We start from the raw sequence: 25,875 nt of genomic DNA on the forward strand, positions 1-25,875 counted from the left end.
GCTGCTGTTCGCGCACTGCCGCTGCGCTCGCGCCGTGCGGTGGCCGACCGACGCTGCCGGTCAGCTGTAGCTGACCTTCACCGTCTCCTCGGACGCAGGCACCGACTGGCACCCCAGCCGGATGCCTTCAGCCAGGTCCTCGGCATCGAGCACGTCGTTGCGCAGCATGGTGACCTCGCCCGACACCAACCGGATCGCGCAGGCTGAGCACTCCCCCTCCCGGCAGGAGTACGGCGCCTTGACGCCCTTCGACTCCAGGAAGTCGAGCAGCTTCTCCCCCGCCTGCCAGTCATCGAAGACGTGCTGCTCGCCATCGAGCTCGACCTCGACCTTCACCGGTCCGGTCGGGCCGGCGGGCGGCGCCTCGTCGGCCTCGTCGGCGTCGTCGGCCTCGGCCAGGCTGGCCTGGGCGGCGAGGACCTCCTCGACGTCGCCGAACGGGTTGCCGCCGAGGCTGACGAACTTCTCCTGGTGGCGGCGGGCGCGGGGGAAGTCGAGCGCGCGCAGCGCGTTGGAGACGGCCGACATGTACGGCGCCGGGCCGCAGCAATAGCTGGTCCAGGAGGAGTATGCGCTCGCGAACTCGCGCAGCTGGGCCTCGCTCGGCAGGCTCTGGACCGACTCCAGCCAGTGGAAGACCTGCAGACGACCGGGGTGCTCGGCGGCGAGCGCGGTGAGGGCCTCGGCGAAGATGACCGACCGCTCGTCGCGGTTGGCGTAGAAGAGCACGACGCGTCCGCTGTGGTCACGCATCGCCGTACGGACGATGGAGAGGATCGGCGTGATCCCCGAACCCCCGGCGAAGAGCAGCAGGTCGGCGCTCCAGTCCTTCGGCGTGAAGATCCCCGACGGCGGCAGCACCCGCACCCGGTCGCCTGCCCTGAGGTTGTCGTTGAGCCAGTTCGACGCATAGCCGCCGACCGTCCGCTTGACCGTGACGGTCAGGGGCTCGCCGGGTGGGGTGCAGATCGAGTAGCAGCGCGCGACCAGGCCCGTCTCCTCCGAAGGCACCCCGAGGGTCAGGAACTGCCCGGGCGCGAACGCGAAGAGATCGGCAGCCTCGTCGGGGACCGAGAAGACGATGGACGAGGCGTCCTCGGTCTCGCGGACGACCTCGGTCACCTCGAGGAAGAACGAGTCAGTATCCATCCTGGGCTCCGATCGTGAGCTCGCCGTCGCGCACGGCAGCGTCGATGCTCGCCTGCATGCGCGGGCACGACTGGTGAACACTACGCCCGCCGGGCTGCTGGTCCTGACGACGGAACTCCGCGCACTCGGCCAGGGACCCAGAGCTCCACTGGATCGAGGTGTGGTGCTCGGAGTTCTTCTTCACCCCGACGCGGGCCAGGCAGTCGAGGCACGCGACCTCGGTCAGCCGCGCCCGTGTGTAGAGACGCTGGTCCTCGAGCGTGTCCGGGCTGGTCGGGAGGATGTAGGCCATCACACGCCGCCACCGGCGGTGGGCGCGGGGACGCCCTCGCCAGCAGCACGGTCCTCGGCCTGCTTGCGGGCGAGGTTCTCCTCGACCTCGGCGCGCCAGAACTCGTTGGCCTTGGTGGTGTCGACCTCGAACTCGAAGCGCTCGGTCATCTCGTCGGTGACGTCGGCCCTGTCGACGTAGAACTGCTCGTACCAGCGACGCAGCTGGTAGACAGGGCCGTCCTCCTCGCACAGGAGCGGGTTCTGCACCGGCGCCTTGTTGAGCCAGATGTGGACGTCCTGCATGAAGCCGTCACCGAACATGTCGGAGTACTTCTTGGAGATGTAGGTCGCCGTCTTGTCGTCGAGGCCCTCGGGCTTCTCCACGCACAGGCCGTACTGCAGCTTGAACGAGTTGGGCCCCGTCGGCACGTGGCAGTTGATCAGGATGACCTTGGTCAGGAAGCCCTTGTAGTCGGTCTCGAGCCAGTTGACCATGAAGGACGGGCCGTAGTAGGTCGCCTCGGACTTGAGGATGAGGTCCTCGTCGCCATACCCCTCACCGGCCATGTCGGGACGACCCGTCGACTCCATGAACTGGGTGGCCATGTGGCCCTCGAACACGTTGCGGAAGTTGGTCGGGAACGCGAAGTGGATGTAGAAGAAATGAGCCATGTCGACCACGTTGTCGACGATCTCGCGACAGTGGGCGTTGGGGACGTCGAGGACGTTCCACGTCCAGTCGGTGTAGCGGTCGGTGCCGATGCCCTCGAGCTCGGGCGGCAGGATCTCGTGGTCGGCGGCGCCGCCCTCGACGTCGTGCCACACCATCAGCAGGCCGTTGCGGACCACCGACTCGTAGCGGACCGTGCGGGCTCGCAGCGGCACCCGGCGGGCATACGGGATCGCCTTGCACTTCCCGTCGCCGCCCCAGCGCCAGTCGTGGAACGGGCAGGCGATCTCGTCGCCCTTGACCGATCCCTGGGTCAGGTCGCCGCCCATGTGGCGGCAGTAGCCGTCGAGGACGTTGACGTTGCCCTGGGTGTCGGACCACACCACCAGCTTGCCGCCGAAGGCCTCCACCGAGTGGGGCTTGCCGTCGCGGAAGTCGGCGGCACGGCCGAGGCAGTGCCAGCCGCGGGCGAAGCGCTCGGGGGCGGTGCCGGTGTCGAGCATGCGAGTGTCACTCATGGGTTCATTATGGACTAGAACGAGAACACGTTCTAGTCTCGGCCCATGCAGGTTGCCCTGTCCCCCGAGCACCTCGCCCTCCAAGCTGAGCTGCGGGACTACTTCCAGGCCCTCGTCACTCCCGAGCGGCGCCGCGCCCTGTCGATGGCGACGGGCGAGTTCGGCGACGTCGAGACCTACAAGGAGGTCATCCGCCAGCTCGGCAGCGACGGCTGGCTCGGCATCGGCTGGCCTCGGGAGTACGGCGGCCAGGACCGCTCCACGATCGAGCAGCTGATCTTCACCGACGTCGCGGCCGTCGCCGGGGTGCCGATCCCCTACCTGACGCTCAACACCGTCGGACCGACGATCATGCGCTATGGAACGGACGAGCAGAAGGACCACTTCCTGCCCAAGATCCTGGCCGGCGACCTCCACTTCTCCATCGGCTATTCCGAGCCCGGCTCCGGCACCGACCTGGCGTCGCTGAAGACGCGCGCCGACCGTGAGGGCGACGAGTGGGTGATCAACGGACAGAAGATGTGGACCTCGTTGATCCAGTACGCCGACTGGATCTGGATGGCGTGTCGCACCGATCCCGACCTGCCCCGCCACAAGGGACTGTCGATGATCCTGGTGCCCGCCGATTCCCCCGGGTTCTCCTACACCCCGGTCCACACCGTGGCCGGGGTGCACACCAGCGCCACCTACTTCGACGACGTGCGGGTGCCGGCCACCAACCTGGTCGGCGAGCTCAACGGCGGCTGGTCGTTGATGACCAACCAGCTCAACGCCGAGCGCGTGGCCCTCACGTCCAGCGCACCGCTGACCCATTCGCTCCAGCTGGTGCGCGACTGGGCCGCAGCCACCCGCATCGCCGACGGCAGACGGGTGATCGACCAGGAATGGGTGCAGATCCTGCTCGGGCGCGCCCACGCGAGGATCGAGATGCTGACCCTGCTCAACTGGAACATCGCCGCCAGCGCCGACGCCGGCAAGGACCTGTCCCCCGCGGTCGCCAGCGCGACCAAGGTCTATGGCTCCGAGCTCGCGACCGAGGTCTATCGGGCGCTGATGGAGGTGGTCGGTCCACTGGCAGCGGTCACGGGCGAGAGCGAAGGCGCTGTGCTGGCCGGGCGGCTCGAGCGCTATCACCGCTCGGCGCTGGTGATGACCTTCGGTGGCGGCACCAACGAGATCCAGCGCGACATCATCGGCTATGCCGGCCTCGGCCTGCCGGCAGCGAAGCGTTAGGGGCGCAGCATGGACTTCGAGTTCTCACCCGAGGCAGACGAGGCCGCCACGTTGGCCGCGCGCATCCTCAGCGACCGAGCAACCCCCGAGCGGATGCGCGAGGTCGAGGCCGGAGGCGACCGCTTCGACCGCCAGCTGTGGGGGTCGCTGGGCGAGGCCGGACTGCTCGGGCTCGCGCTGCCCGAGGAGCACGGCGGGGCGGGGCTCGGACTGATCGAGGCCTGCCGCGTGCTGGTCGAGGTCGGCCGCCGGGTCGCACCGCTGCCGTTGGCCACCCACCTGGCCGCAAGCCGGCTGATCGCCGAGCTGGGGTCGCCCGGGCAGCAGGAACAGTTCCTCCCCTGGGCCGCGACCGGCGCCAGCGTGCTGACCGCGGCCCTGGCCGAGGAGCGCTCGTTCGCTCCGGGCCGACCCGGGACCACCGCTCGCAGCGACGGCTCCGGCTGGTTGATCAGCGGCACCAAGGCCGTGGTCCCTGCGGGCACCGTCGCCGACGTGTTCCTCGTCCCGGCCACGACCGACGACGGCGACACCGACGTGTTCGTGCTGACCGCTGACGAGGTGACCATCACCGCGCAGCAGCTCTCCGACGGCGACGCGGTCGCCAGGATCGACCTGCTCGACGTCCCGGTCGGCGCCGAGCGACGGCTCGCCGGGGCCGGGGAGCGGCTTCGCGAGCTGGCCACCCTGGCCGCGTGCGCCCAGCAGCTCGGAGTCACCGAAGGGGCCTTGGAGCTCACATCGACATACGCAAGGACGCGGGAGCAGTTCGGGCGACCGATCGGGACCTTCCAGGCCGTCTCGCAGCGCCTCGCCGACGCCTACATCGACACCCTCGGCCAGCGGCTCACGCTCTGGCAGGCCGCCTGGCGCCTCGAGGAGGGACTGCCGGCGACGACCGAGCTCGCCATCGCCAAGCTCTTCGCCGCCGACGCCGGTCACGCCGTCGCCCACACCACCGTCCACGTGCACGGCGGGGTCGGCATCGACCTCGACGGGGAGGCCCACCGCTACTTCACCGCCGCCAAGCGGTGGGAGTTCACCCACGGCGGGACGACCGAGCAGGCGCTGACCATCGGGCGCGCACTGGCCAGCGCTGTCATTGACTGACGTCAGTCAATCCTGCGATCGACCTGCGCGACGCCCCCGGTCTGCTACTTGTTGCGGAGCAGCCTGGCGACACCGTTGGTGAGCTTGATGTTGTAGAAGCCCGAGTTGGCGTCGGTGTACCAGACACTCCCCCGCTTGCGGTCCCACGCCGGCGCGGACATGGCGTAGGCGCCCTCGGCGTTGGGGATGCTCGGCTTCGAGCCGGGACGCACGGGCTTGTTGAAGTAGGCCACCTCGCGGGGCTTGCGCACGTTGCTGATGTCGAAGAGCCTCAGCCCCGACACGATCATCGAGCAGCCGGCGATCCTCGGGTTGTTGCGCTTCGGCACCGAGCAGTAGTGACCGGCGTAGCCCTGGGCGGGCGACGACGCCCCGGGGTCGGTCGCCTGCTCGCCGCCGTGCACCTCGGGCTGGTGCACCTCCAGGCGCAGCCGGGAGACGACGAACGGCTTGCGTGGGTTGTCGACGTTGATGATCCGCCCCGCCCCGACGGGCGCGTTGCCCATGTCGGTGAAGCCCTTGACCGAGAAGACGTCGGCGTACTCGTCCATCTCCAGGACGTAGTCGTGGCCCTTCTGGGTGAAGGGCTCGGCGGACTGCGGGATCGAGGCCTCGGGCCAGGTGAGCTTGGACAGCACGGTCGGCATGGCGCCGATGACGCGGTCGTGGACCTTGCTGACGTCGAGGATGTCGAGCCCGGTGTTCTTGGCGAGGTCGAGGCCGCCGAGGTCGGGGCTGCCGATGTTGGTGGCATACATCGTGTCGCCGTCGGCGGAGAATCGCAGCCCGTGGTACTGCACACCGGGCTGGACCATGACCGGCTTGGGGGCCCTGGGGTTCATCACGTCGACGGCCACCAGGCTGCCGGTGGTGCTCGCCGTCCAGAAGGTGCGGCCGTCGGGGGCCCACCCGCTCTCGTGACCGAGCAGTCCGCTCGGGGTCGACGAGAAGAGCCGCGGGTGACGGCAGTCGGTGCGGATGTCATAGATGTCGAGGACGCCGGGATAGGTCGCGGCGGTGCCGAGCGTCGCCGCCAGCAGCCCGCGCTTCTTGTTCAGCAGCAGCGACTCGTGCGGGCTGAGCATCGCCGGCGTCGTGAGGGTCGCGGTCTGGCGTGGCTTGCGGGGGTTGTCCATCGCCAGCACGACGACGCCCAGGCCCGACCCGGCGTTGTAGAGGACGTCGCGCGGGAAGAGCAGCGTGCTGTCGTAGAACGCGCAGGTCTGGCCCTTGGCGTCCTTGTAGCGCAGCACCTTGAAGCCGCCCGACTCGCCGTGGCGGGCGACCGGCCGGGTGTTGCAGCGATAGCCCCTGTCGACCCGCCCGCTGGTGTAGTCGCTGGTGGGGACACGGCCCTGGATGTCGGTCTCGGGGCGGGCGCCCTTGCCGCAGTCGGCCCGCGGCACCGGCTGGGGGTCCGGTCCACCCTGGGCCCCACCACCGGTCACGACGAGCAGCCCGGTCGTGGCGAGCGCGCCCGCGAACAGCGCTGCTGCCACTCGGCGGCGGGCGCCACGGCGCTGGGCACCACGGACTCCGGACTGTGTGTTCGAGACCATGACCACTCCAACGACTCGGGTCGTGCCACGGTACGCCGATCAGCGCCCAGCGACGTCCGCGATCCTGGCGGCCGCCTGCTCGAACTCCTCGACCAGGCCGGCCATGACCTCTGCCACCGGGCGGACCTCGTTCATCCGGCCGACGATCTGACCGACCGGCATCGAGATCGTGTCGGGGTCGTCGTGTGCGCTCATCCGGTTGTGGGCGCCGGCGACGAGGAGGTTCTGCAGGGGCATCGGCAGTGGCGCGGGGGCGTCCTCGGCCTCCCATGCCTGCGTCCACTTCGTCTTCAGCAGCCGGGCCGGCTTGCCGGTGTAGATGCGGGTGCGCACCGTGTCGCCGCTCCCGGCCCGCACGAGCGCCTCGGTCATCGCACGGTTGCTGTTGAGCTCCTGGTATTCGGTGGTGGTCAGCCAGACCGAGCCGGTCCAGACGCCCTGGGCACCCAGCGCCAGCGACGCGGCGACCTGGCGACCGGAGCCGATGCCGCCCGCCCCCAGCACGGGGACGTCGGGGCCCACGGCGTCGACGATCTCGGGGGTGAGCACCATGCTGGCGATCTCACCGGTGTGGCCCCCGGCCTCGTAGCCCTGGGCGATGATCACGTCCACGCCGTTGGCGACGTGGGACAGCGCGTGCTTGGCGGCGCCGGCCAGGGCAGCGACCTTGACGCCGGCCGCGTGTGCCTGCTCGATCACGTCGACCGGCGGCGAGCCGAGGGCGTTGGCGATCAGCACCGGTCGGTGCGCCAGGGCGACGTCGACGTGGGACCGGGCCACCGAGTGCAGCCAGCCGAGCACGCCCTCGCGGCCCTCGCCCTCGGGCAGCGGCGGGACGCCGAGCTGCTGGAGCGTGCGATCGACGAAGCTGAGGTGCTCCGGCGGGATCAACGATCCCAGGTCGGTGGAGGTGCCCTCGGTGGGGACCTTCATCGGCATGACCACGTCGACGCCGTACGGCTTGCCGTCGGTGTTGTCATCGAGCCAGGTCAGGGTGCGATCGAGCTCGTCGGGGTCGTTGAACCGGACCGCGCCGAGCACCCCGAGGCCGCCGGCACGCGAGACCGCGGCCGCGACGTGCTCGGAGGGGGTGAAGGCGAAGATCGGCAGGTCGATCCCGAAGACGTCACACAGGTCGGTCCGCATCAGCGTGTGCCCCTCATCCGGCTGCCTCGATCGATGCCATGGCGATCTCCTTGGCCTTGGGATAGTTGGCCTTGCCCGTGGCGCTGCGCGGGATCTCGTCGACATAGGAGATCGTGCGCGGCAGCTTGTAGCCGGACAGCTCGGTGCGGAGGAAGGCTCGCAGCTCCTCCAGGGTGGGCCGGGCTCCGTCACGTGGCTGCACGACGGCGCTGACCGACTGGCCGTAGCTCTCGTCAGCGACACCGACCACCAGCACGTCATAGACGTCGGGGTGACCCTTGAGCACCATCTCCACCTCCTCGGGATAGACCTTCTCCCCGCCGGTGTTGATGCAGTTGGAGCCGCGGCCGAGCAGCGTGACCTTGTTGTCGCCCTCGATGCGGGCGAAGTCGCCGGGCACCGAGTAGCGCACCCCGTCGACGGTGAAGAAGGTCTGGGCCGACTTTGCCTCGTCCTTGTAGTAGCCGATCGGCACGCTGCCCGAGCGGGCCAGCCGGCCGATCTGGCCGACGCTGGTCGCGGGATCGAGGACCTTGTTCTCCTCGTCGAGGACGACGCTCTCGGAGCCGAGCGCGACCTGCGGGCCCTCGCCCTTGATGTTCTCGCTGTCCTGCAGCCCGGTGCCCTGGAAGCCGGTCTCACTCGCCCCGACCGAGTCGGTGAAGAACGTGTTGGGGAACGCCTTCATCCAGCGCTCCTTGACCGGCCGGCTGAAGATGGCGGCGCTGCTCGCCACGGCGACCAGCGTCTCGGCGTTGTAGTCACCGCGCTCGTACTCCTCGATCAGGGGCCGGGCCATGGCGTCACCGGTCATGAAGATCAGCTGCACGCCGTTGGCCTCGATCGTGCGCCACACCTCGACCGGGTCGAACTTGGGGAGGAGGATCGTGCGGTGGCCGGCGAAGAGGTGCATCAGCATGGCGGCCTGGGCGCCACCGTGCATCAGCGGGCTGAGCGGGAACGTCACCATCGGCTCGGTGGTGGCCGCCGTCCTGGACTGGTCGAACTCCTCGAGCCGGGCGCCGGTCATGAAGTCGATGCCGCCGCCGAGAACCCGCCAGAAGTCGGCGTGGCGCCACATGACGCCCTTGGGGAAGCCGGTGGTGCCACCGGTGTAGACGATGTAGACGTCGTCGTCGGACCGCTCCTCGAAGTCCCGCTCGGCGCTCTGGCCGGCCAGGGCGTCGTCCCACTCGACACCGTCGTATGCCGAGATGTCGGCCGTCGAGCCGGGCTCGGTCGGGTCGGGCAGGGCCACGACCGTCTGGAGCTTCTCGTGCTTCGGCACGGTCTTGGCGACGAGGGGGCGTAGGGCCGCTCGTGCAGCAGCGCGACCATGTCGGAGTTGTCGAAGAGATAGTTGAGCTCAGCCTCGACGTAGCGGTAGTTGACGTTGATCGCGACCGCACGGATCTTGTAGATCGCCAGCAGGGCGATCACGTGCTCCACGCTGTTCTTGGCGTAGATGCCGACGTGGTCGCCGGCTCCTACGCCTCGGCCGGCGAGGAAGTGGGCCAGGCGGTTGGCGTCAGCCTCCAGCTCGGCATAGGTCGCGATGCGGTCCGCGACCTGGATGATCCCGCGGTCCGGGACGACGTCGACGGTGTGCTCGAAGAGATCGGCGATGTTGAGGGCCATGGTCGGCAGACTAGAACACGTTCTCGTTTCTGCCTAGGATGTTCGTATGTCAACCACCGAGCCCCACTGCCTCGTCGAGCAGGACGGTCACGTCCTGACCGTGACCATGAACCGCCCCGAGAAGAAGAACGCCCTGTCCGGCGAGATGCTCGCCACCATGGGCGAGGCCTGGGACCGCGTCAACGCCGACGACTCGATCCGGGTGGCGATCCTGACCGGCGCCGGGGGCGCGTTCTGCGCCGGAGCAGACCTGTCTGCCATGTCGTCCTCGTCACCCTCGGACAAGTTCGAGTCCGGCGAGTTCGACCCTGCGGTCATCAAGCCGCTGCTCAAGGGCTTCCGGCTGACCAAGCCGCTGATCGCCGCCGTGGAGGGCCCGGCCATCGCCGGTGGCACCGAAGTGCTCCAGGCCACGGACATCCGGGTCGCGGGCGAGTCGGCGCGCTTCGGGGTCGCCGAGGTCAAGTGGGGCCTCTATCCGCTCGGTGGCTCCGCCGTACGACTGCCCCGCCAGCTCCACTACACGATTGCCGCCGACCTGCTGCTGACCGGACGACACATCAACGCCGCCGAGGCACTGTCCTACGGCCTGATCGGGCAGGTCGTGCCCGACGGCCAGGCGCTGACGAAGGCGCGTGAGCTGGCCGACCTGATCTGCGCCAACGGACCGCTCGCCGTCCAGGCCGTCCTGCGCACGATCCGCGACTCCGAGGGCAAGCACGAGGACGAGTGCTGGGCCGACGACGCCCGGGTCGGTGCGGCGGTCTTCGCCTCCGACGACGCCAAGGAGGGTCCGCGCGCCTTCATGGAGAGGCGGGCGCCTTCCTTCACCGGCCGCTGAGCCGGCACCCGTAGGGTGGAAGCATGAGCACCGTCGAGCTGACTGCCCAGTCCTTCGAGGAGACCGTCACCGCCGAGGGCATCACCCTCGTCGACTTCTGGGCCGCGTGGTGCGGTCCGTGCCGGCAGTTCGCGCCGGTCTTCGAGGCCGCTGCGGCGGCCAACCCCGACATCACCTTCGGCAAGGTCGACACCGAGGCCGAGCAGGAGCTCGCGGGGCAGGCGGGCATCTCGTCCATTCCCACGCTGATGCTCTTCCGCGACGGCATCCTGCTGTTCAACCAGGCCGGCGCGCTGCCCCCGAAGGCTCTCGACGACATCATCCGGCAGGCGCGCGAGCTCGACATGGACGAAGTACGCCGACAGGCGACCGCCGCCCAGGAGTCCGCAGCCGCCGGCGAGGTCGCCCTGGACGACTTCGCGGCCGCCCACGCGGGCGGGGCGTTCGTGCTCGACGTCCGCGAGGAGCACGAGTTCACGGCAGGACACGTCCCCGGAGCGGTCCACGTGGCCATGAACGACCTCCCGGCCCGCGTCGGCGAGCTGCCGACCGACCAGCCCGTGTTCGTGATCTGCGCCGTGGGTGGTCGCAGCCGCCAAGTGGTCGACTTCCTCACCCAGCAGGGCGTGACTGCCCTCAACGTCAGCGACGGCACCCAGGGCTGGGCCGACCGCGGCTGGCCGCTCGAGCGCTGAGGAGTCGCACGTGTCCGGTGGAGACTGGAAAGCCATGTTCGGAGCCGCCGTCAAGGGTGACGCCGAGCTGGTCCGCTTCTATCTCGACCAGGGGGTGGACGTGGACTACAGCCACCCCGAGTTCCAGGAGACGACGCTGGTCGCGACGATCCTGGCCGGTCAGGAGGAGGTGGCTCACCTGCTGCTCGACCGTGGCGCGGACCCGGGCCTGGAGTCGTTGGCGGACCGGCTGACACCAGCGCATGCGGCCCGGCAGGTCGGCATGTCCAGCGTCACCACGCGCCTGGCGTCGCTCGGCCAGGCGTGAGCCGCGGAGGAAGGATCCCTCGAGATCGGCCGCGATGAACTTCCGCGCGGGTGCGTGGAAGTGCAGGCTCGTTTCGACTCACCGACCGGATTTTCCGCGCAGGTGCGTGGAAATGCGGGTCGCCTGGTCTGTGGCTGCGGGTGCGCTAGGAGAAGGTCGCGCGCAGCGCCTTCTTGTCCGGCTTGCCCAGCCCGGTCAGCGGGATGGAGTCGATGGCCAGGACGTGCTTGGGCGCCTGGACGGAGCCCTTGCGCTCCTTGACGAGCGCCTTGATCTCCTCGATCGCCTCGTCGGTGAGCGTCCCGTCGCGCGGCACGACGAGCGCGGTGACAGCCTCGCCGAACTTCTCGTCCGGGGTGCCGATCACCGCCACCTGTGCGACCGCGGGATGGGTCGCGACGACGTCCTCCACCTCGCGCGGGAAGACGTTGAAACCGCCCGTGACGATCATGTCCTTGGTGCGGTCGACGATGAACCAGAAGCCGTCCTCGTCCTCGCGAGCCACGTCGCCGGTGTGCAGCCAGCCGTCGCGGAACGTGCTGGCGGTCTCGTCGGGCAGCTTCCAGTAGCCGCCCGCCAGCAGCGGGCCGGCGACGCAGATCTCGCCGGGCTCGCCGGGAGCGGCCGGCGTGCCGTCGTCGGTGAGCAGCGCCGTACGCACGAAGGCACTGGGGCGACCGCAGCTGGACAGGCGCTCGGGGTGGGCGAGGTCGTGGTCGACCTTGGCGAGATAGCTGATCGCCATCGGGGCCTCCGACTGGCCGTAGTACTGCGCGAAGATCGGGCCGAAGCGCTCGATCGCCTCCTGCAGCCGGGTCGGGTTGATCGCCGAGGCGCCGTAGTAGACCGTCTCGAGGCTGGACAGGTCGCGCGTGTGGCTGTCGGGGTGGTCGAGCAGCGCATAGAGCATCGTCGGGACCAGCATGGTCGCGGTGATGCGCTCGCGCTCGATGGTCTCCAGCACCAGGGCCGGGTCGAACCTCGGCAGCACGACGAGCAGCCCGCCCTTGATCACCACCGGCACGAAGAACGCCGCCCCGGCATGGCTCAACGGGGTGCACATCAAGAAGCGCGGGTTGTCGGGCCACTCCCACTCGGCGAGCTGGACCTGGGCCATCGTGTTCATCGCCTGAGCGGTGCCGATCACGCCCTTGGGCCGGCCGGTCGTGCCGCCGGTGTAGGCGATGGAGATGACGTGGTCGGGCGCGAGGTCGCGCGCCACGAGCGGCTTCGCGTCGTATGCTGATGCGCTCGCCACCAGGTCGACGACCTCGGCGGCCACGCCCGCCAGCGCGTCCGGCACCGGCCCGATCGTCAGCACCCGCCGCAGGCCCGGACAGCGCTCGAGCAGGCCGACCGCCCGCTCGGTGAACACCGGGTCGACGATCAGCGTGGTGATCTCTGCGTCGTCGATGACGTAGGCGTGGTCGTCGAGGCTGCCGAGCGGGTGCAGGCTCGTGCGGCGGTAGCCCTGGGTCTGGCCGGCGCCGAGGATGAACAGCACCTCTGGCCGGTTGGGCGCGAGCAGGGCCGCGCCCTCGTCACGGGCGCCGAGCGTCTCGAAGACCTGCACGTAGCGGCTGATCTCGGCGGCCGTCTCGCCACCGGTGAGGGTCGTGTCGCCGAGGTGCATCACCGGCCGGTCGCGGTGCCGGCGCAGGGCCGTCGCCAGCAGGTGGCCGTTGTGGACCGGGTTGCGCAGGGTGTCGGTCATCCGGGCACACTAGAACGTGTTCTAGGTCCAGCGCCAGCGGGTGTGCCGAAGATCCTCAGGCGTGCGCGTCGAGCCAGGCGACGACGTCGGCCGAGATCTCGTCGCGGTTGGTCTCGTTGAAGATCTCGTGGCGAGCTCCGTCATAGACGGTGACGGTGACGTCCTCGACCCCGGCATCTCGATAGCGCTGGCCGAGCAGCTGGACCAGCTCGCCCCCGCCCGCGAGCGGGTCGTCGCTGCCCGACGCGATCAGGATCGGCAGGTCCTTGCGGATGCCGGCGAGTGCCTGTGGGTCCGCCAGGGTGCCTGCAGCAGCGAACAGCGCAGGCACGGTCGAGTCCGGAAGCGGGAAGCCACACATCGGGTCGGCGACGTAGAGGTCCACCTCGGCCTCGTCGCGCGAGAGCCACTCATAGCCGGTGCGGTGCTCGAACCCGGCGTTGAAAGCCTCCAGCCCCACCGGCCCCTCTGCCTGGGCGAGCCCCGCCGCCAGGACGTCGAGCGCCGTCGAGCCCGAGAGCACCACGCCCGCATAGAGGTCACTGTGGTCGAGGAGCACCGACTGCGCGGCGAACGAGCCCATCGAGTGGGCGACCAGGAACAGCGGAAGGTCTCCCGTCAGGCTCTGGCTGTAGGCCGCGAGGTCGGCGATCAGGCCCTCGAAACCTGCGTCACCGAAGTCGCCGGGGACGTCGGCGAGCGATTGCCCGTGCCCACGGTGGTCGGCCGCGTGGACGCGATATCCCGCGTCGTTGAGCGCTCGCGCCAACCGGTCGTAGCGGCCGCTGTGCTCGGCGAGACCGTGGGCAACCTGGACGACGCCCCTGGGCTCGTCGGCCGCGTCCCAGGTGTAGGTCGTGAGGCGGGTCTGGTCGACCGGTGAGGCGAAGGACGCGAGGGCGTAGGTCATGGAGGACACGTTAGGGCCGGGCGAGCAGGTCCGCGACCCTCCTGATCTCGTCCGCACTGCGACAGGAGAGCAGCAGCGTCGTCACGCCGGTCGCCTCCCACTCAGCCACCCGCTCCCTGACATAGCCCGCGTCGCCGACGATGTGCATGTCGTGGACCAGGTCGTCGGGGACGAGCGTCGCCGCCTTGTCCTTCTCCCCTGCCAGATAGAGCCGCTGGACCTCGTCGGAGAGCTCCCGGTGGCCCATCCGTTCGAAGACCTGCTTGTGGAAGTTGGCGTCCTTGGCACCCATGCCGCCCATGTAGAGCGCGATCGTCGACTTCAGCTGCTGGGTCACGGCCTGCCGCTCGGTCTCGGAGGCGGTCACCTGGAGGTGGCAGGTGGCGGCGATCTCGAAGTCCGCCCGCGTCCGGCGCGCTCCCGGTCGGGCGAAGCCCTCGTCGAGCCACGGTTGATACATCGCGGCGGAGCCAGGCGTGTAGAAGATCGGGATCCAGCCGTCGGCGATCTCGGCGGTCTGGGCGACGTTCTTGGGCCCCTCGGCGCCGAGCCAGATCGGGATGTCGGGACGCAACGGGTGGACGATCGGCTTCAGCGGCTTGCCGAGCCCGGTGGCGCCCTCGCCGGTGTAGGGCAGCGGGTGGTGCGGCCCGTCGTTGGTCACCGGGGCCTCGCGGCGGAGCACCTGGCGGATGATGTCGACGACCTCCCGGGTGCGGGCCAGGGGCTTGGCGAACGGGGCGCCGTACCACCCCTCGACGACCTGGGGACCGCTCACCCCCATGCCCAGGACGACCCGTCCCCCACTGAGGTGGTCGAGGGTCAGCGCGTGCATGGCGATCGATGTCGGGCTCCGCCCGGAGAGCTGCACGATCGAGGTCCCGAGCCGCACGCGTGAGGTCTCGCGACCCCACCACGCGAGCGGCGTGAACGCGTCCGAGCCCCAGGCCTCCGCGGTGAAGATCGCGTCGAACCCCGACTCCTCCGCGGCCGCGACCAGCTCCGCCACTCCGGTGGGCGGCTGTGCGCCCCAATAGCCCAGCTGCAGCCCCAGTTTCATGATCGACACTGTCCCAGAGCCTTGTCCGCATTACTAGAACGTGTTTCACTTCCGGGCATGTCGCGCACCCTTTCGGCGCCGGTCACCGTCGCCTTCGACTACACCAGGTCGACCGGGCCGGTCCTCGGCCGCTTCTTCACCGGCCTCCGCGACGGCGTGGTCGTCGGCGGTCGTACGGCGAGTGGCCGGGTCGTCGTCCCGCCGCCGGAGTTCGACCCGGAGACCCATCAGGCGATCACCGACTTCGTCGAGGTCGCCGACACCGGTGTCGTGACGTCGTGGACGTGGGTGCCGGAGCCCGTCGCCGGCCAGCCGCTCGATCGCCCGTTCGCGTTCGTGCTCGTCACCCTCGACGGTGCGGACGCATCCTTCCTGCACGCGCTCGACGTCGGCTCGCCCGACGAGGTGTCGACCGGGATGCGGGTCCGGGTCCGGTGGGCTGGTGAGCGGGTGGGGGCGATCACCGACATCGGGTGCTTCGAGCCTGAGGCCCGGGGTTTCGTGACAGGCGCCAGGGCGCCTTCCTCAACCGCCGGGGCGACTTCCCCAACCGCCGAGCCGGTCACGGGCATCGTCACGCCCGTCTCCCTCGACTACGTCTATGCCGCCAGCCCCGAGGAGACCGCGTTCTATCGCGGGCTCGAGCAGGGACGGATCCTGGGGCAGCGGTGTCCCACCTGCCACAAGGTCTACGTCCCCCCGCGCAGCGCCTGCCCGACCGACGGCACCCCGACCACCGACGAGGTCGAGCTCTCGGAGTCGGGCACGGTGACGACGTTCTGCGTCGTCAACGTGCCGTTCCTGGGGCAGCGGATCACGCCGCCATACGTCTCGGCCTATGTCCTGCTCGACGGCGCCGACATCGCGTTCCTGCACCTGATCCTCGACTGCCCCGCCGAGGACGTCCACATGGGCATGCGGGTCAAGGCGGTGTGGCGTCCGCGCGAGGAGTGGGGCACGACGATCGAGAACATCAGCCACTTCGCGCCCACCGGCGAGCCGGACGCCGACTACGACACCTACAAGCAGCACCTCTGAAGGAGAGAGTCGATGAGAGATGTTGCCGTTGTCGGCTTCGCGCAGAGGCAGATGCTGGAGTTCGACGGGTCGCCGACGTGCGTCGAGCTCCTCGTCCCGCTCTTCGAGGAGTGCTACGCCCAGACCGGCTGGACCCGGCGTGACGTGGGGTTCTGGTGCTCGGGCTCGAGCGACTACCTCGCCGGGCGGTCGTTCTCGTTCGTCCAGGCGGTCGACGCGATCGGCGTGATCCCGCCGGTCAACGAGTCACACGTCGAGATGGACCTGGCCTGGGCGATGTACGAGGCGTGGCTCAAGATCCAGACCGGGGAGGTCGACACCGCGCTGGTCTATGCCTTCGGCAAGAGCTCGGCCGGGACCCTGCGACGGACCCTGTCGATGCAGCTCGAGCCCTACACGATGACGCCGCTGTGGCCCGACACCGTGTCGCTCGCGGGCCTCCAGGCGCGCGCCGGGATCGACGCCGGCCTCTGGGACGAGGCCGCGATGGCCCAGGTCGTGCAGCGCTCGCTGACCGACGCGGAGGGCAACGACCACGCCGTCCGCAGCGGCGGGTCGAGCGTCGAGGCGCTGCTGGCCAAGCCGATGTATGCCGATCCGCTGCGCAAGCACGACTGCGCGCCGGTCACCGACGGCGCCGCCGCGATCGTGCTGGCCGCCGGCGACCGCGCACGTGGCGTCCGCGACCGCCCCGCCTGGATCAGTGGACTGAGCCACTTCATCGACCCGATGAGCATGGGCACGCGCGACCTCACCCGCTCCGCCAGCGCCGCCCGGGCCGCAGCCGGGGTCGACCTGACCGGCGTCGAGGTCGCCGAGCTCCACGCACCCTTCAGCCACCAGGAGCTCGTCCTGCGCCGGGAGCTGGGGCTGGGCGGCGACGTACGCGTGAATCCCTCCGGTGGTGCGCTCGCCGGCAACCCGATGTTCTCCGCCGGCGGCATCCGGATCGGCGAGGCTGCGACCCGGATCTGGAGCGGCGAGGTCGACAAGGCCCTCGGGCACGCCACCAGCGGGCCCGCCCTGCAGCAGAACCTGCTGTGCGTCCTCGACGCCGACGCGTTCGGGAAGGTGGCCTGATGGGCAAGCAGCCGGCGGCCGTGGTCGGGGTGGGCCAGACCCACCACCGAGCCAAGCGCGAGGACGTGTCGATGGCCGGGCTGTGCCGCGAGGCGATCGACCGGGCGCTCGAGGACGCGCAGCTGACCCTCGATGACATCGACGCGATCGTGGTCGGCAAGGCGCCCGACCTCTTCGAGGGCGTGATGATGCCCGAGCTCTTCCTGGCGGAGTCGCTGGGCGCTGCCGGCAAGCCCCTGCTGCGCGTGCACACCGCCGGTTCGGTTGGCGGCTCGACCGCGATCGTGGCTGCCTCGCTGGTCCAGGCAGGCGTGCACGAGCGGGTCCTGACCATCGCCTACGAGAAGCAGTCGGAGTCCAACGCGATGTGGGCGCTGTCGGTGCCGGTCCCGTTCAGCATGCCGGTGCACGCCGGGGCCGGCGGCTACTTCGCGCCCCACGTGCGCTCCTACATCCGGCGCTCGGGAGCCCCGACCCACATCGGCGCGATCGTCGCGGCCAAGGACCGCAACAACGCGCTGCGCAACCCCTACGCCCACCTGCGCAACCCCGACACCACCGTCGAGTCGGTGCTCGCCTCGCAGATGCTCTGGGACCCGATCCGCTATGACGAGACGTGTCCGTCGAGCGACGGCGCCTGCGCCCTGGTGATCGTCAGCGAGGACGTCGCTGCATCCTCCCCCAACCCGGCCTGGATCCACGGCACGGTGATGCGTTCGGAGGCGACGACCGCGGCCGAGCGCGACCAGGTCAACCCGCAGGCCTCGCGCGATGCCGCGGCGGCGCTGTGGAAGCAGGCGGGGATCACCAACCCGATCGAGGAGATCGACGCCGCCGAGATCTATGTGCCGTTCTCCTGGTTCGAGCCGATGTGGCTGGAGTCGCTCGGCTTCGCCGAGGAAGGCGCCGGCTGGCAGCTCACCGAGTCGGGCGCGACCGCCATGGACGGCAAGATCCCGGTCAACTGCTCCGGCGGCGTGCTCTCCTCCAACCCGATCGGCGCCTCCGGGATGCTCCGCTTCGCCGAGGCTGCGCTCCAGGTGCGGGGTGCTGCCGGGGAGCACCAGGTCGACGGCGCCCGCAAGGCCCTGGGCCACGCGTATGGCGGCGGCTCGCAGTTCTTCGCGATGTGGGTCGTCGGGGCCGACAAGCCCGCCTGAGCGGGGACTCCGTCGGTTGGTGGCCGTCGCGACCTGCACGGAAACGGCGAGGTCCCCGCCTGAGCGGGGACCTCGCCGTTGAACGTACGACCCGTGGGTCAGGGTGGGTCAGGCGTACTTGACCTGCATCTCCTTGATCCCGTTGATCCAGGAGTGGCGCAGCCGGCGCGGGTCCTCGACGAGACTGATGTCGGGGATGGTGTCGGCGATCGCCTCGAACATCAGCCCGACGGTCAGCCGGGCCAGGTTGGCGCCGATGCAGTAGTGCGCCCCGTGACCGCCGAAGGCGAGGTGGGGGTTGGGGTCGCGCATGATGTCGAAGGTGAACGGGTCCTCGAAGACCTCGTCGTCGAAGTTGCCCGAGGCGTAGAAGATGCCGACTCGCTGGTCCTTCTTGACCTCGACGTCGCCGACCATCACGTCAGCCAGCGCGGTGCGCTGGAAGACCGACACCGGCGTGGCCCACCGGATGATCTCGTCGACGGCCGTGGCTGGGCGCTCCTTCTTGTAGAGCTCCCACTGGTCGGGGTGGTCGAAGAACGCCTTCATGCCGTGGGTGATGGAGTTGCGGCTGGTCTCGTTGCCGGCGACCGTCAGCAGGATCACGAAGAAGCCGAACTCGTCGGAGGTCAGGCCCTCGCCGTCCTCGCCGACGGTGACCAGCTTGCTGACGATGTCGTCCTGGGGGTTGGCCTTGCGCTCCTCGGCGATCGGCATGAAGTAGTTGAGGATCTCGACCGACGCGGCCTCGGGGTCGCCCTCGATCTCCGGGTCGTCGTAGGACAGCATCTGGTTGGACCAGTGGAAGAGCTTGCGGCGGTCCTCCTGCGGCACGCCGAGCAGGTCGGCGATCGCCTGCAGCGGCAGCTCGGAGGCGACGTCCTCGACGAAGCAGCCGGTGCCCTTCTCGCGGGCGTCCTCGGCGATCCGGACGGCGGCAGCGGCCAGCGCGTCGCGGAGCCCGCCGATCGCGCGGGGGGTGAAGCCGCGGCTGATGATCCGGCGCAGGTTGCCGTGTCCAGGGTCGTCCTGGTTGATCATCATGACGCTCTGCATCTCGACCTGGTCGCGGGTCATGTCGGGAGCGAAGCGGATGATCGCGCCGTTGACGCTGGTGGAGAAGTGCTTGGAGTCCTTGGAGATCGCCGCGATGTCGGCGTGCCTGGTGATCGCCCAGTAGCCCTTGGCGCCTTCGGCGACGAAACCGGCGGAGGCCTCGGCTGTCTGCTCGACCCAGTGCACGGGAGCAGCGCGGCGCAGGACGCCGAGCTCCTCGTGCGGTATGGCGGCAAGGTTGACATCCGGTTCGGTCGGGTCGAAGCCGACGGGCAGGTCGAGGCTGTCGGGCTGTGCGGTCACGGAGAGTCCCTCTCGTACGAATGCTTCGTCTAGAACACGTTCTAGTGACCGAGGTTACCCACCCTCGGCACTGTTTGGCCACAGGCGTCCGCCGATTCGGGTCCCGCTGACCGGCCGCCACTTGTCGGCGTCCGAGAACGTGTTCTAGTTTTGCACCATGGGCACCCCTGTGATCGTCGAAGCCGTCCGTACGCCGCTGGGCAAGCGAAGGGGCTGGCTCGCCGGCCTCCACCCCGCCGACCTCCTCGGCGCCTCCATGACCGAGGTCGTCCACCGCGCCGGGGTGGACCCCGAGCTGATCGGCCAGGTCATCGGTGGCTGCGTCACCCAGGCCGGCGAACAGTCCAACAACATGGTCCGTCGTGCGTGGATGCACGCCGGGCTGCCCAACGACGTGGCGTCGACCGTCATCGACGCCCAGTGCTCCAGCGCCCAGCAGGCCACCCACCTGATCAACGCGATGATCGCCGGCGGCGCCATCAAGGCCGGGATCGCCTGCGGCGTCGAGTCGATGTCGCGGGTCGGCCTCGGCGCCAACGTGCCCCCGGGCAGTGGCGACCCGCGTCCGCCGTCGTGGGACATCGACCTGCCCAACCAGTTCGAGGGAGCCGACCGGATCGTGCGGGACCGCGGCTTCTCGCGCTCCGACGTCGACGCGTTCGGCCTCTGGTCACAGCAGAAGGCCCGGGTGGCTCTCGACGAGGGCCGCTTCAAGCGCGAGGTCTTCGCCCTCACCGCGCCCGTCCTCGACGACGAGGGCAAGCCCACCGACGAGACCCGCAGCGTCGACACCGACCAGGGTGTGCGCGACACCAGCCTCGAGGCCCTCGCTGCCCTCAAGCCGGTGCTCGAGGGCGGCACCCACACCGCCGGCACCTCCTCCCAGATCTCTGACGGCTCCTCGGCGCTGCTGCTCATGGACTCCGACCTGGCTGCCTCCCTCGGGCTGCGGCCGCGGGCCCGGATCGTCACGTCCTGCCTGGTCGGCTCCGACCCCTACTACCACCTCGACGGCCCGGTGCAGGCGACCGAGCGGGTCCTCGAGGACGCCGGCATGAGCATCGCCGACATCGACATCTGCGAGGTCAACGAGGCCTTCGCCGGGGTGGTGATGTCGTGGGCCAAGGTGCACGCTGTGCCCGAGGACAAGATCAACGTCAACGGCGGTGCGATCGCGCTGGGCCACCCCGTCGGCTCCACCGGCACCCGTCTCCTGACCACTGCCCTGCACGAGCTCGAGCGACGTGACGCCAGCACTGCGCTGGTCTCGATGTGTGCCGGCGGCGCCCAGGCGTCCGGCACGATCATCGAGCGCATCTGATGAGCTTCGCCTGGAGCGAGGACGACCTGGCAGTCCGCGACGCAGTCCGCGCGTTCGTCGACAAGGAGATCCGGCCGCTGCGTGACGAGCTGGAGCACGGCGACCTGCCGCCCTACGACATCATGCGCAAGTACTACGCCACCTTCGGCCTGGGCCAGGCTGCCGCCGAGCAGTTCGACCACGACATCGCCAGGGCGGAGGCCGAGGCCCAGGGCAAGACCTTCGAGGGTGTCGAGCCCGAGCAGCTGGACCCGGCGATGCTCACGCTGGCCAACATCGAGCTGGTCAAGGTCGCGGCGGGCATCCCGACCGCCCTGGGCGTCTCGACCGGCCTCACCACCGGGACGATCAACGCGCTCGGCACCATCGAGCAGCGCAAGCGCTGGGTCCGCGACCTCCTCACGCTCGACAAGATCGGCGCCTGGGCGATCACCGAGCCCGACGCCGGCTCCGACGCCTTCGGCGGGATGCGCACCACCGCGCGTCCCGACCCGGAGGATCCGCAGGGCTGGCTGCTGAGCGGGCAGAAGACCTTCATCACCAACGGTCCCTACGCCGACACGATCGTCGTCTACGCCAAGCTCGACGATCCCTCGCAGGGCTCGGGCGAGGACCGCCGGAAGGCGCCGGTGCTGATGTTCGTGCTCGACTCCGGCATGGAGGGCCTGACCCAGGGCAAGCCGTTGCGCAAGATGGGCCAGCACAGCTCCCCCACCGGCGAGCTGTTCTTCGACGACGTGCGCGTCGGCCGCGACCGGCTGCTGGCCGGCAACGGCACGGCCGGGTCCGGTGACGGACGCGCGTCGGCACGCGCCAGCTTCGTCGCCGAGCGGTTTGGCATCGCGACCTTCGCGCTCGGCATCATCGAGGAGTGCCTGCGGCTCTCGATCGACTATGCGAGGACCCGCGAGCTGTGGGGCAAGCCGATCAGCGACCTGCAGCTGATCCAGCTCAAGCTGGCCGAGATGGAGATCGCCCGGGTCAACGTGGAGAACCTCGTGCTCAAGGGCCTCGACCTGCGCCGCCGTGGCGTGGTCATGGACATGGCCGAGGCGTCCGCGATGAAGCTCTATTCCTCGCGCGCTGCCTGTGACGTGGCGATGGAGGCGGTGCAGCTCTTCGGCGGCAACGGCTACATGGCCGAGTACGGCGTCGAGCAGCTCGCCCGGGACGCGAAGGTGCTGATGATCTATGCCGGCTCCAACGAGGTTCAGGTCACCCACGTGGCCAAGGGCCTGATGCGCCGGTGACGTTCCCCGAGCTCGGCTGCTACGGGTTGGCCGGCCACAGCAACAGCCCGGCCGACGTCGTCAGCCAGGCGCGCCGGGCCGAGGAGCTCGGGCTGGGCGCGATGTTCCTCTCCGAGCGCTTCAACACCAAGGACGCCGGCGTGCTCGCCGGTGCGGTGGCCGCCAGCACCAGCGCCCTCGGCATCGGCACCGCCGCCACCAACCCGCACACCCGCCACCCCTCGGTCACCGCCACGATGGCGGTCACGATGCACCGCCTGTCGGGCGGCCGCTATGCCCTGGGTCTGGGCCGCGGCTTCGACCTGCTGTGGGACCTGATGGGCCTGCCGCACGTGACCGGCGCCCAGCTCACCGACACGATCGCGATCCTGCGCAGCCTGTGGCACGGCGAAGCCGTCGCCGGCCACGACGGGCCGGCCGGGAAGTTCCCCTACCTCAACCTCGACTCCTCCTTCGACGAGGACATCCCGGTCCTGATGATGGCGATCGGGCCGAAGACCCAGGAGCTCGCCGGACGCGTGGCAGACGGGGTCGTCCTCCACACGTTCTTCTCCGACGAGGCGACTGCCGGCGCCGTACGCCGCATCCGACGCGCCGCCGAGGAGGCCGGTCGCGACCCCGCGGCCGTGCGCATCTGGTCGGTCCTCGCCACCGTCACCGACGACCTGCCCACCGAGCAGCGCCTGCGCAAGCTCGTCGGGCGCCTCGCCACCTATCTCCAGGGGTATGGCGACGTGCTGCTCAGCGCCAACGGGTGGGACGAGGCTGATCTGCAACGCTTCCGCGACGACCCGCTCGTGCAGGGCTACCCCGGTGCCTTCGACGCCATCGGGACGACCGAGCAGCTGCTCCACCTGCGCGACGAGGTCCTGCCGGCCGAGTGGCTGGCCGCGTCCGCGTCGGGGTCGGCCGCCGACTGCGCCGGCGCCGTGGCCGACCAGTTCGCGCTGGGCGTCGACTCGGTGATCATGCACGGCGCCACGCCCGCGGAGCTGGCGCCGGTGCTGGAGCACTACGCAGGCGTACGCCCGCCGGGGCGGGTGCGAGACCTGCCCACCAACCCCGGGAGGACCGGAGCATGACCGAGCCCCTCCCCGAGCCCCTGCCCGAGCTCCTCACCCCCGCCAGCCTCGGCCTCCTGTTCGACGCGGAGGTCGTCGACGTCGACGCCCAGCGCATCGGCACCGGCCAGATGGGCTCCTGCTACCGCTTGCAGGTCTCCTACGCAGACGACGTCGCGGCGCCCCCACCAGCACGGATGGTGGTCAAGCTGCCGGCCGCCGACCCCGCCGCACGCGCCATGGTCGCCGGGATCTATCGCAGCGAGGTCGGGTTCTATCGCGACCTCGCGCCCACCGTGGACGTGCGCACCCCCACGCTCGTCGCGTCCACCTGGCCCGACGACGAGGGCAGCTACCTCCTCGCCCTCGAGGACGTCGCCGGCGCTGCCCAGGGTGACCAGGTCGAGGGTTGCACCCCCGCCCAGGCACGCTCCGCGGCGCTCAACCTCGTCGGGCTGCACGCCCCGCGGTGGTGCGATCCCACCCTCGAGGTGCCGAGCCTGCGCCGCGCCGACGGCCAGGACGTCGACCTGCTCCGCGACATGTATCCCTCGACCGCGGAGCTCTTCTTCAGCGTCGTGGGCGACCTCGTCGGCGCCGAGACGCGCGAGACCATCCTGGCCTGCGGCGAGGTTATCGAGGCCTGGTCGTTCGCCCGCTCGGAGCTCTTCGCCCCGGTCCACGGCGACTACCGGCTCGACAACCTGCTCTTCTCCGGCGACCCCGCAGCCCCGACCGTGCACGCCGTCGACTGGCAGACGCTCTCACTCGGTCCCCCGACCCGCGACCTGGCCTATCTCCTCGGCACCGGTCTGGCCGTCGACGACCGTCGCACCCACGAACGCGACATCGTCTCGGCCTACCACCGCGGCCTGGTCGAGCGCGGGGTCGCCGACTACTCCGCCGAGCAGTGCTGGGACGACTACGCCCTGTCGATGGTGCAGGGGCCGCTCGTGGCGATCTTCGGCTGCGCGTTCGGCGAGAAGACCGAGCGGGGCCCGCGGATGTTCGCCGCGATGGTCGACCGTGCGTGCACGGCGATCCGCGACCTCGACACGCTGTCGCGGGTCTGACGCCCGGCCCTCAGCGCACCGTCACCCGACCTGCGGCGACGTCCCACCGCTGGTCGAGCCGGACGTTCGCCAGCAGCCGGCGGTCGTGGGAGACGAGCAGCAACGTGCCGTCATAGGTCTCCAACGCCTGCTCGAGCTGCTCGATCGCGGGCAGGTCGAGGTGGTTGGTGGGTTCGTCGAGGACCAGCAGGTTGACCCCGCGAGCCTGGAGCAGCGCCATCGCCGCCCGGGTGCGCTCGCCGGGTGAGAGGCGTCCGACGAGGCTGGTGACCTGGTCCGCCTTGAGCCCGAACTTCGCCAGCAGCGTGCGCACCTCGGCCGCAGTCATGGACGGTATGGCGGCCTCGAACGCGTCCCCGAGCGGCAGCTCCTCGGCCAAGGAGGTCCGGGCCTGGTCGATCTCACCGATCGCGACGCTGGCCCCCAGGGACGCTCGTCCCTCGTCCGGCGTGGCGTGGCCGAGCAGGAGCTGGAGCAGCGTCGTCTTGCCCGCCCCGTTGGGGCCGGTGATCGCGATCCGATCGCCGGCGCTCACCTGCAGCGAGACAGGCCCGAGCACGAAGTCGCCCCGCCGCGCGACGGCCTCGTCCAGGGTGGCCACCACGCTCGACGACCGCGGAGCGGCCGCGATGTCGAACTGCAGCACCCATTCCTTTCGCGGCTCCTCGACCTCGTCCAGCCGGGCGATCCGCGACTCCATCTGACGCACCTTCTGCGCCTGCTTCTCCGACGACTCGACCTGGGCCTTGCGCCGGATCTTGTCGTTGTCCGGCGCCTTCTTCATCGCGTTGCGGACCCCCTGCGAGCTCCACTCACGCTGGGTGCGCGCCCGTCCCTCCAGGTCGCTCTTCTTGGCTGCGAACTCGTCATACGCCTCCCGCGCGTGGCGCCGGGCGACCGCGCGCTCCTCGAGGAAGGCGTCGTAGCCGCCGTCATAGACGCTCACCTGCTGCTGCGCCAGGTCGAGCTCGACGATGCGGGTCACGCATCGGGCCAAGAACTCCCGGTCGTGCGAGACCAGCACGACGCCGGCCCGCAGACCGCGGACGAAGGCCTCGAGCCGCTCGAGCCCGGGCAGGTCGAGGTCGTTGGTGGGCTCATCGAGCAGGACGACGTCGAAGCGGCTGAGCAGCAACGCGGCGAGCGCGGCCCGCGCGGCCTGACCGCCCGAGAGCGACGTCATCAGGGCCTCCATGCCCACGTCCAGCCCGAGCTCGGCCAACGTGGCGGGCGCCCGGTCCTCGAGGTCCGGGGCACCGCTCGCCAACCAGTGGTCGAGCGCCACGCCGTAGTCGTCGCTGGCGCCGGGAGCGTCCGCCTCGAGCGCGCTCGCTCCGGCCTCCATCGCGGCGGTGGCGTCCGCGGCGCCTGTACGGCGAGCGAGGTAGTCCCCCAGCGTCTCCCCCGGCACCCGCTCGTGCTCCTGGGGCAGCCAGCCGACGAAGGCATCGGCCGGCGCGGTGCTGACGGTCCCGGCGAGCGGCGCGTCCTGGCCGGCGAGCAGCCGCAGCAGGGTGGACTTGCCAGCGCCGTTGGCGCCGACGACACCGACCACGTCCCCGGGGGCCACCGTCAGGTCGAGGGACTCGAACAGGGTGCGGTGGCCATGGCCACCAGCCAGGTCCTTGGCTACCAACGTGCCGCTCACCGGCGCAGCCTAGTCGCGTGGGTGCGCACGACGCGGCAGCAGTACCAGGCGACGGGTCCCGG

The 25,875-nt window shown here is 70.2% G+C and carries 22 protein-coding genes and 1 pseudogene; 12 read left to right on the top strand and 11 right to left on the bottom strand.

What is annotated here, in order from left to right; all coding sequences use genetic code 11:
• Window positions 1–60: 60 nt before the first annotated feature.
• Genes G7071_RS15655 through G7071_RS15665 form a run of 3 tightly spaced genes read right to left on the bottom strand, consistent with a single transcriptional unit; the run spans window position 61 to window position 2,610 of the window.
• Complete coding sequence (locus G7071_RS15655; protein ID WP_166320292.1) at window positions 61–1,149, bottom strand: ferredoxin--NADP reductase; 1,089 nt, start codon at window positions 1,147–1,149, stop codon at window positions 61–63.
• Window positions 1,139–1,441 carry a hypothetical protein gene (locus G7071_RS15660; RefSeq protein WP_166320294.1) on the bottom strand — a complete coding sequence of 101 codons (303 nt, stop codon included), beginning with the start codon at window positions 1,439–1,441 and terminating at the stop codon, window positions 1,139–1,141. The genes G7071_RS15655 and G7071_RS15660 overlap by 11 nt, the downstream gene beginning before the upstream one ends.
• Window positions 1,441–2,610, bottom strand: a complete 1,170-nt coding sequence (locus G7071_RS15665; RefSeq protein ID WP_166320296.1) for a 3-ketosteroid-9-alpha-monooxygenase, oxygenase component — start codon at window positions 2,608–2,610, stop codon at window positions 1,441–1,443. The genes G7071_RS15660 and G7071_RS15665 overlap by 1 nt, the downstream gene beginning before the upstream one ends.
• 45 nt (window positions 2,611–2,655) lie before the next feature.
• Here G7071_RS15665 and G7071_RS15670 point away from each other — a divergent pair, with 45 nt between their 5' ends.
• Together G7071_RS15670 and G7071_RS15675 are read left to right on the top strand one after the other, a co-directional pair.
• Window positions 2,656–3,843, top strand: coding sequence for an acyl-CoA dehydrogenase family protein (locus tag G7071_RS15670; RefSeq protein ID WP_166320298.1), 1,188 nt, complete (start codon window positions 2,656–2,658; stop codon window positions 3,841–3,843).
• Between the two features lie 9 nt (window positions 3,844–3,852).
• Window positions 3,853–4,953 (top strand): acyl-CoA dehydrogenase family protein, encoded by a 1,101-nt coding sequence (locus G7071_RS15675; RefSeq protein WP_166320300.1) that lies wholly within the window; start codon window positions 3,853–3,855, stop codon window positions 4,951–4,953.
• A 44-nt stretch (window positions 4,954–4,997) separates the two neighbouring features.
• Here the strand turns inward: G7071_RS15675 and G7071_RS15680 are convergent, their stop codons facing one another.
• The 3 genes and pseudogenes from G7071_RS15680 to G7071_RS15690 form a co-directional block, all read right to left on the bottom strand.
• Window positions 4,998–6,512: an LVIVD repeat-containing protein gene (locus G7071_RS15680; RefSeq protein ID WP_166320302.1), complete on the bottom strand. Its 1,515-nt coding sequence runs from the start codon at window positions 6,510–6,512 to the stop codon at window positions 4,998–5,000.
• A gap of 39 nt (window positions 6,513–6,551) precedes the next feature.
• The gene (locus tag G7071_RS15685) at window positions 6,552–7,658 is read right to left on the bottom strand and encodes an NAD(P)H-dependent flavin oxidoreductase (protein WP_166320305.1); all 1,107 of its coding nucleotides are present in this window, start codon (window positions 7,656–7,658) and stop codon (window positions 6,552–6,554) included.
• A gap of 13 nt (window positions 7,659–7,671) precedes the next feature.
• Window positions 7,672–9,296: pseudogene (locus G7071_RS15690) on the bottom strand (acyl-CoA synthetase).
• Between the two features lie 46 nt (window positions 9,297–9,342).
• Here G7071_RS15690 and G7071_RS15695 point away from each other — a divergent pair.
• From G7071_RS15695 to G7071_RS15705, 3 genes are read left to right on the top strand one after another with little or no spacing between them, the layout of a single operon-like run.
• Window positions 9,343–10,137: a crotonase/enoyl-CoA hydratase family protein gene (locus G7071_RS15695; RefSeq protein WP_166320307.1), complete on the top strand. Its 795-nt coding sequence runs from the start codon at window positions 9,343–9,345 to the stop codon at window positions 10,135–10,137.
• Between the two features lie 23 nt (window positions 10,138–10,160).
• Window positions 10,161–10,832: a thioredoxin gene (trxA, locus tag G7071_RS19875; protein WP_166320309.1), complete on the top strand. Its 672-nt coding sequence runs from the start codon at window positions 10,161–10,163 to the stop codon at window positions 10,830–10,832.
• Between the two features lie 34 nt (window positions 10,833–10,866).
• Entirely contained in the window at window positions 10,867–11,139 is a 273-nt protein-coding gene (locus G7071_RS15705; protein WP_166320311.1) for an ankyrin repeat domain-containing protein, read from the top strand.
• Between the two features lie 145 nt (window positions 11,140–11,284).
• Here the strand turns inward: G7071_RS15705 and fadD8 are convergent, their stop codons facing one another.
• Genes fadD8 through G7071_RS15720 form a run of 3 tightly spaced genes read right to left on the bottom strand, consistent with a single transcriptional unit; the run spans window position 11,285 to window position 14,823 of the window.
• Window positions 11,285–12,853, bottom strand: a complete 1,569-nt coding sequence (fadD8, locus tag G7071_RS15710) for a fatty-acid--CoA ligase FadD8 (RefSeq protein WP_166320313.1) — start codon at window positions 12,851–12,853, stop codon at window positions 11,285–11,287.
• 55 nt (window positions 12,854–12,908) lie between these two features.
• Window positions 12,909–13,763, bottom strand: coding sequence for an alpha/beta fold hydrolase (locus G7071_RS15715; RefSeq protein ID WP_166320315.1), 855 nt, complete (start codon window positions 13,761–13,763; stop codon window positions 12,909–12,911).
• A 10-nt stretch (window positions 13,764–13,773) separates the two neighbouring features.
• Window positions 13,774–14,823 (bottom strand): LLM class F420-dependent oxidoreductase, encoded by a 1,050-nt coding sequence (locus tag G7071_RS15720; RefSeq protein WP_166320317.1) that lies wholly within the window; start codon window positions 14,821–14,823, stop codon window positions 13,774–13,776.
• A 57-nt stretch (window positions 14,824–14,880) separates the two neighbouring features.
• On the opposite strand from G7071_RS15720, the gene G7071_RS15725 reads away from it, so the two are divergent.
• Genes G7071_RS15725 through G7071_RS15735 form a run of 3 tightly spaced genes read left to right on the top strand, consistent with a single transcriptional unit; the run spans window position 14,881 to window position 18,101 of the window.
• Complete coding sequence (locus G7071_RS15725; RefSeq protein ID WP_166320319.1) at window positions 14,881–15,861, top strand: Zn-ribbon domain-containing OB-fold protein; 981 nt, start codon at window positions 14,881–14,883, stop codon at window positions 15,859–15,861.
• A 12-nt stretch (window positions 15,862–15,873) separates the two neighbouring features.
• Window positions 15,874–16,941: a thiolase domain-containing protein gene (locus G7071_RS15730; protein WP_166320321.1), complete on the top strand. Its 1,068-nt coding sequence runs from the start codon at window positions 15,874–15,876 to the stop codon at window positions 16,939–16,941.
• Window positions 16,941–18,101, top strand: a complete 1,161-nt coding sequence (locus G7071_RS15735) for a thiolase domain-containing protein (RefSeq protein ID WP_166320323.1) — start codon at window positions 16,941–16,943, stop codon at window positions 18,099–18,101. The genes G7071_RS15730 and G7071_RS15735 overlap by 1 nt, the downstream gene beginning before the upstream one ends.
• Before the next feature lie 108 nt (window positions 18,102–18,209).
• Here the strand turns inward: G7071_RS15735 and G7071_RS15740 are convergent, their stop codons facing one another.
• Window positions 18,210–19,460, bottom strand: coding sequence for a cytochrome P450 (locus G7071_RS15740; RefSeq protein WP_166320325.1), 1,251 nt, complete (start codon window positions 19,458–19,460; stop codon window positions 18,210–18,212).
• A 157-nt stretch (window positions 19,461–19,617) separates the two neighbouring features.
• On the opposite strand from G7071_RS15740, the gene G7071_RS15745 reads away from it, so the two are divergent.
• From G7071_RS15745 to G7071_RS15760, 4 genes are read left to right on the top strand one after another with little or no spacing between them, the layout of a single operon-like run.
• Window positions 19,618–20,781: a steroid 3-ketoacyl-CoA thiolase gene (locus G7071_RS15745; protein ID WP_166320327.1), complete on the top strand. Its 1,164-nt coding sequence runs from the start codon at window positions 19,618–19,620 to the stop codon at window positions 20,779–20,781.
• Window positions 20,781–22,031 carry an acyl-CoA dehydrogenase family protein gene (locus G7071_RS15750; RefSeq protein ID WP_166320329.1) on the top strand — a complete coding sequence of 417 codons (1,251 nt, stop codon included), beginning with the start codon at window positions 20,781–20,783 and terminating at the stop codon, window positions 22,029–22,031. Before G7071_RS15745 ends, G7071_RS15750 begins: the two co-directional genes overlap by 1 nt.
• Entirely contained in the window at window positions 22,028–23,113 is a 1,086-nt protein-coding gene (locus G7071_RS15755; RefSeq protein WP_166320331.1) for a TIGR03857 family LLM class F420-dependent oxidoreductase, read from the top strand. Before G7071_RS15750 ends, G7071_RS15755 begins: the two co-directional genes overlap by 4 nt.
• Complete coding sequence (locus G7071_RS15760; RefSeq protein WP_166320333.1) at window positions 23,110–24,165, top strand: phosphotransferase family protein; 1,056 nt, start codon at window positions 23,110–23,112, stop codon at window positions 24,163–24,165. Before G7071_RS15755 ends, G7071_RS15760 begins: the two co-directional genes overlap by 4 nt.
• Window positions 24,166–24,175: 10 nt before the next feature.
• On the opposite strand, the gene G7071_RS15765 is transcribed toward G7071_RS15760, so the two are convergent.
• Window positions 24,176–25,813, bottom strand: a complete 1,638-nt coding sequence (locus G7071_RS15765; protein WP_166320335.1) for an ABC-F family ATP-binding cassette domain-containing protein — start codon at window positions 25,811–25,813, stop codon at window positions 24,176–24,178.
• Window positions 25,814–25,875 lie beyond the last annotated feature (62 nt).

The sequence above is a fragment of the Nocardioides piscis genome, assembly GCF_011300215.1.
GTDB classification, from domain to species: domain Bacteria; phylum Actinomycetota; class Actinomycetes; order Propionibacteriales; family Nocardioidaceae; genus Nocardioides; species Nocardioides piscis.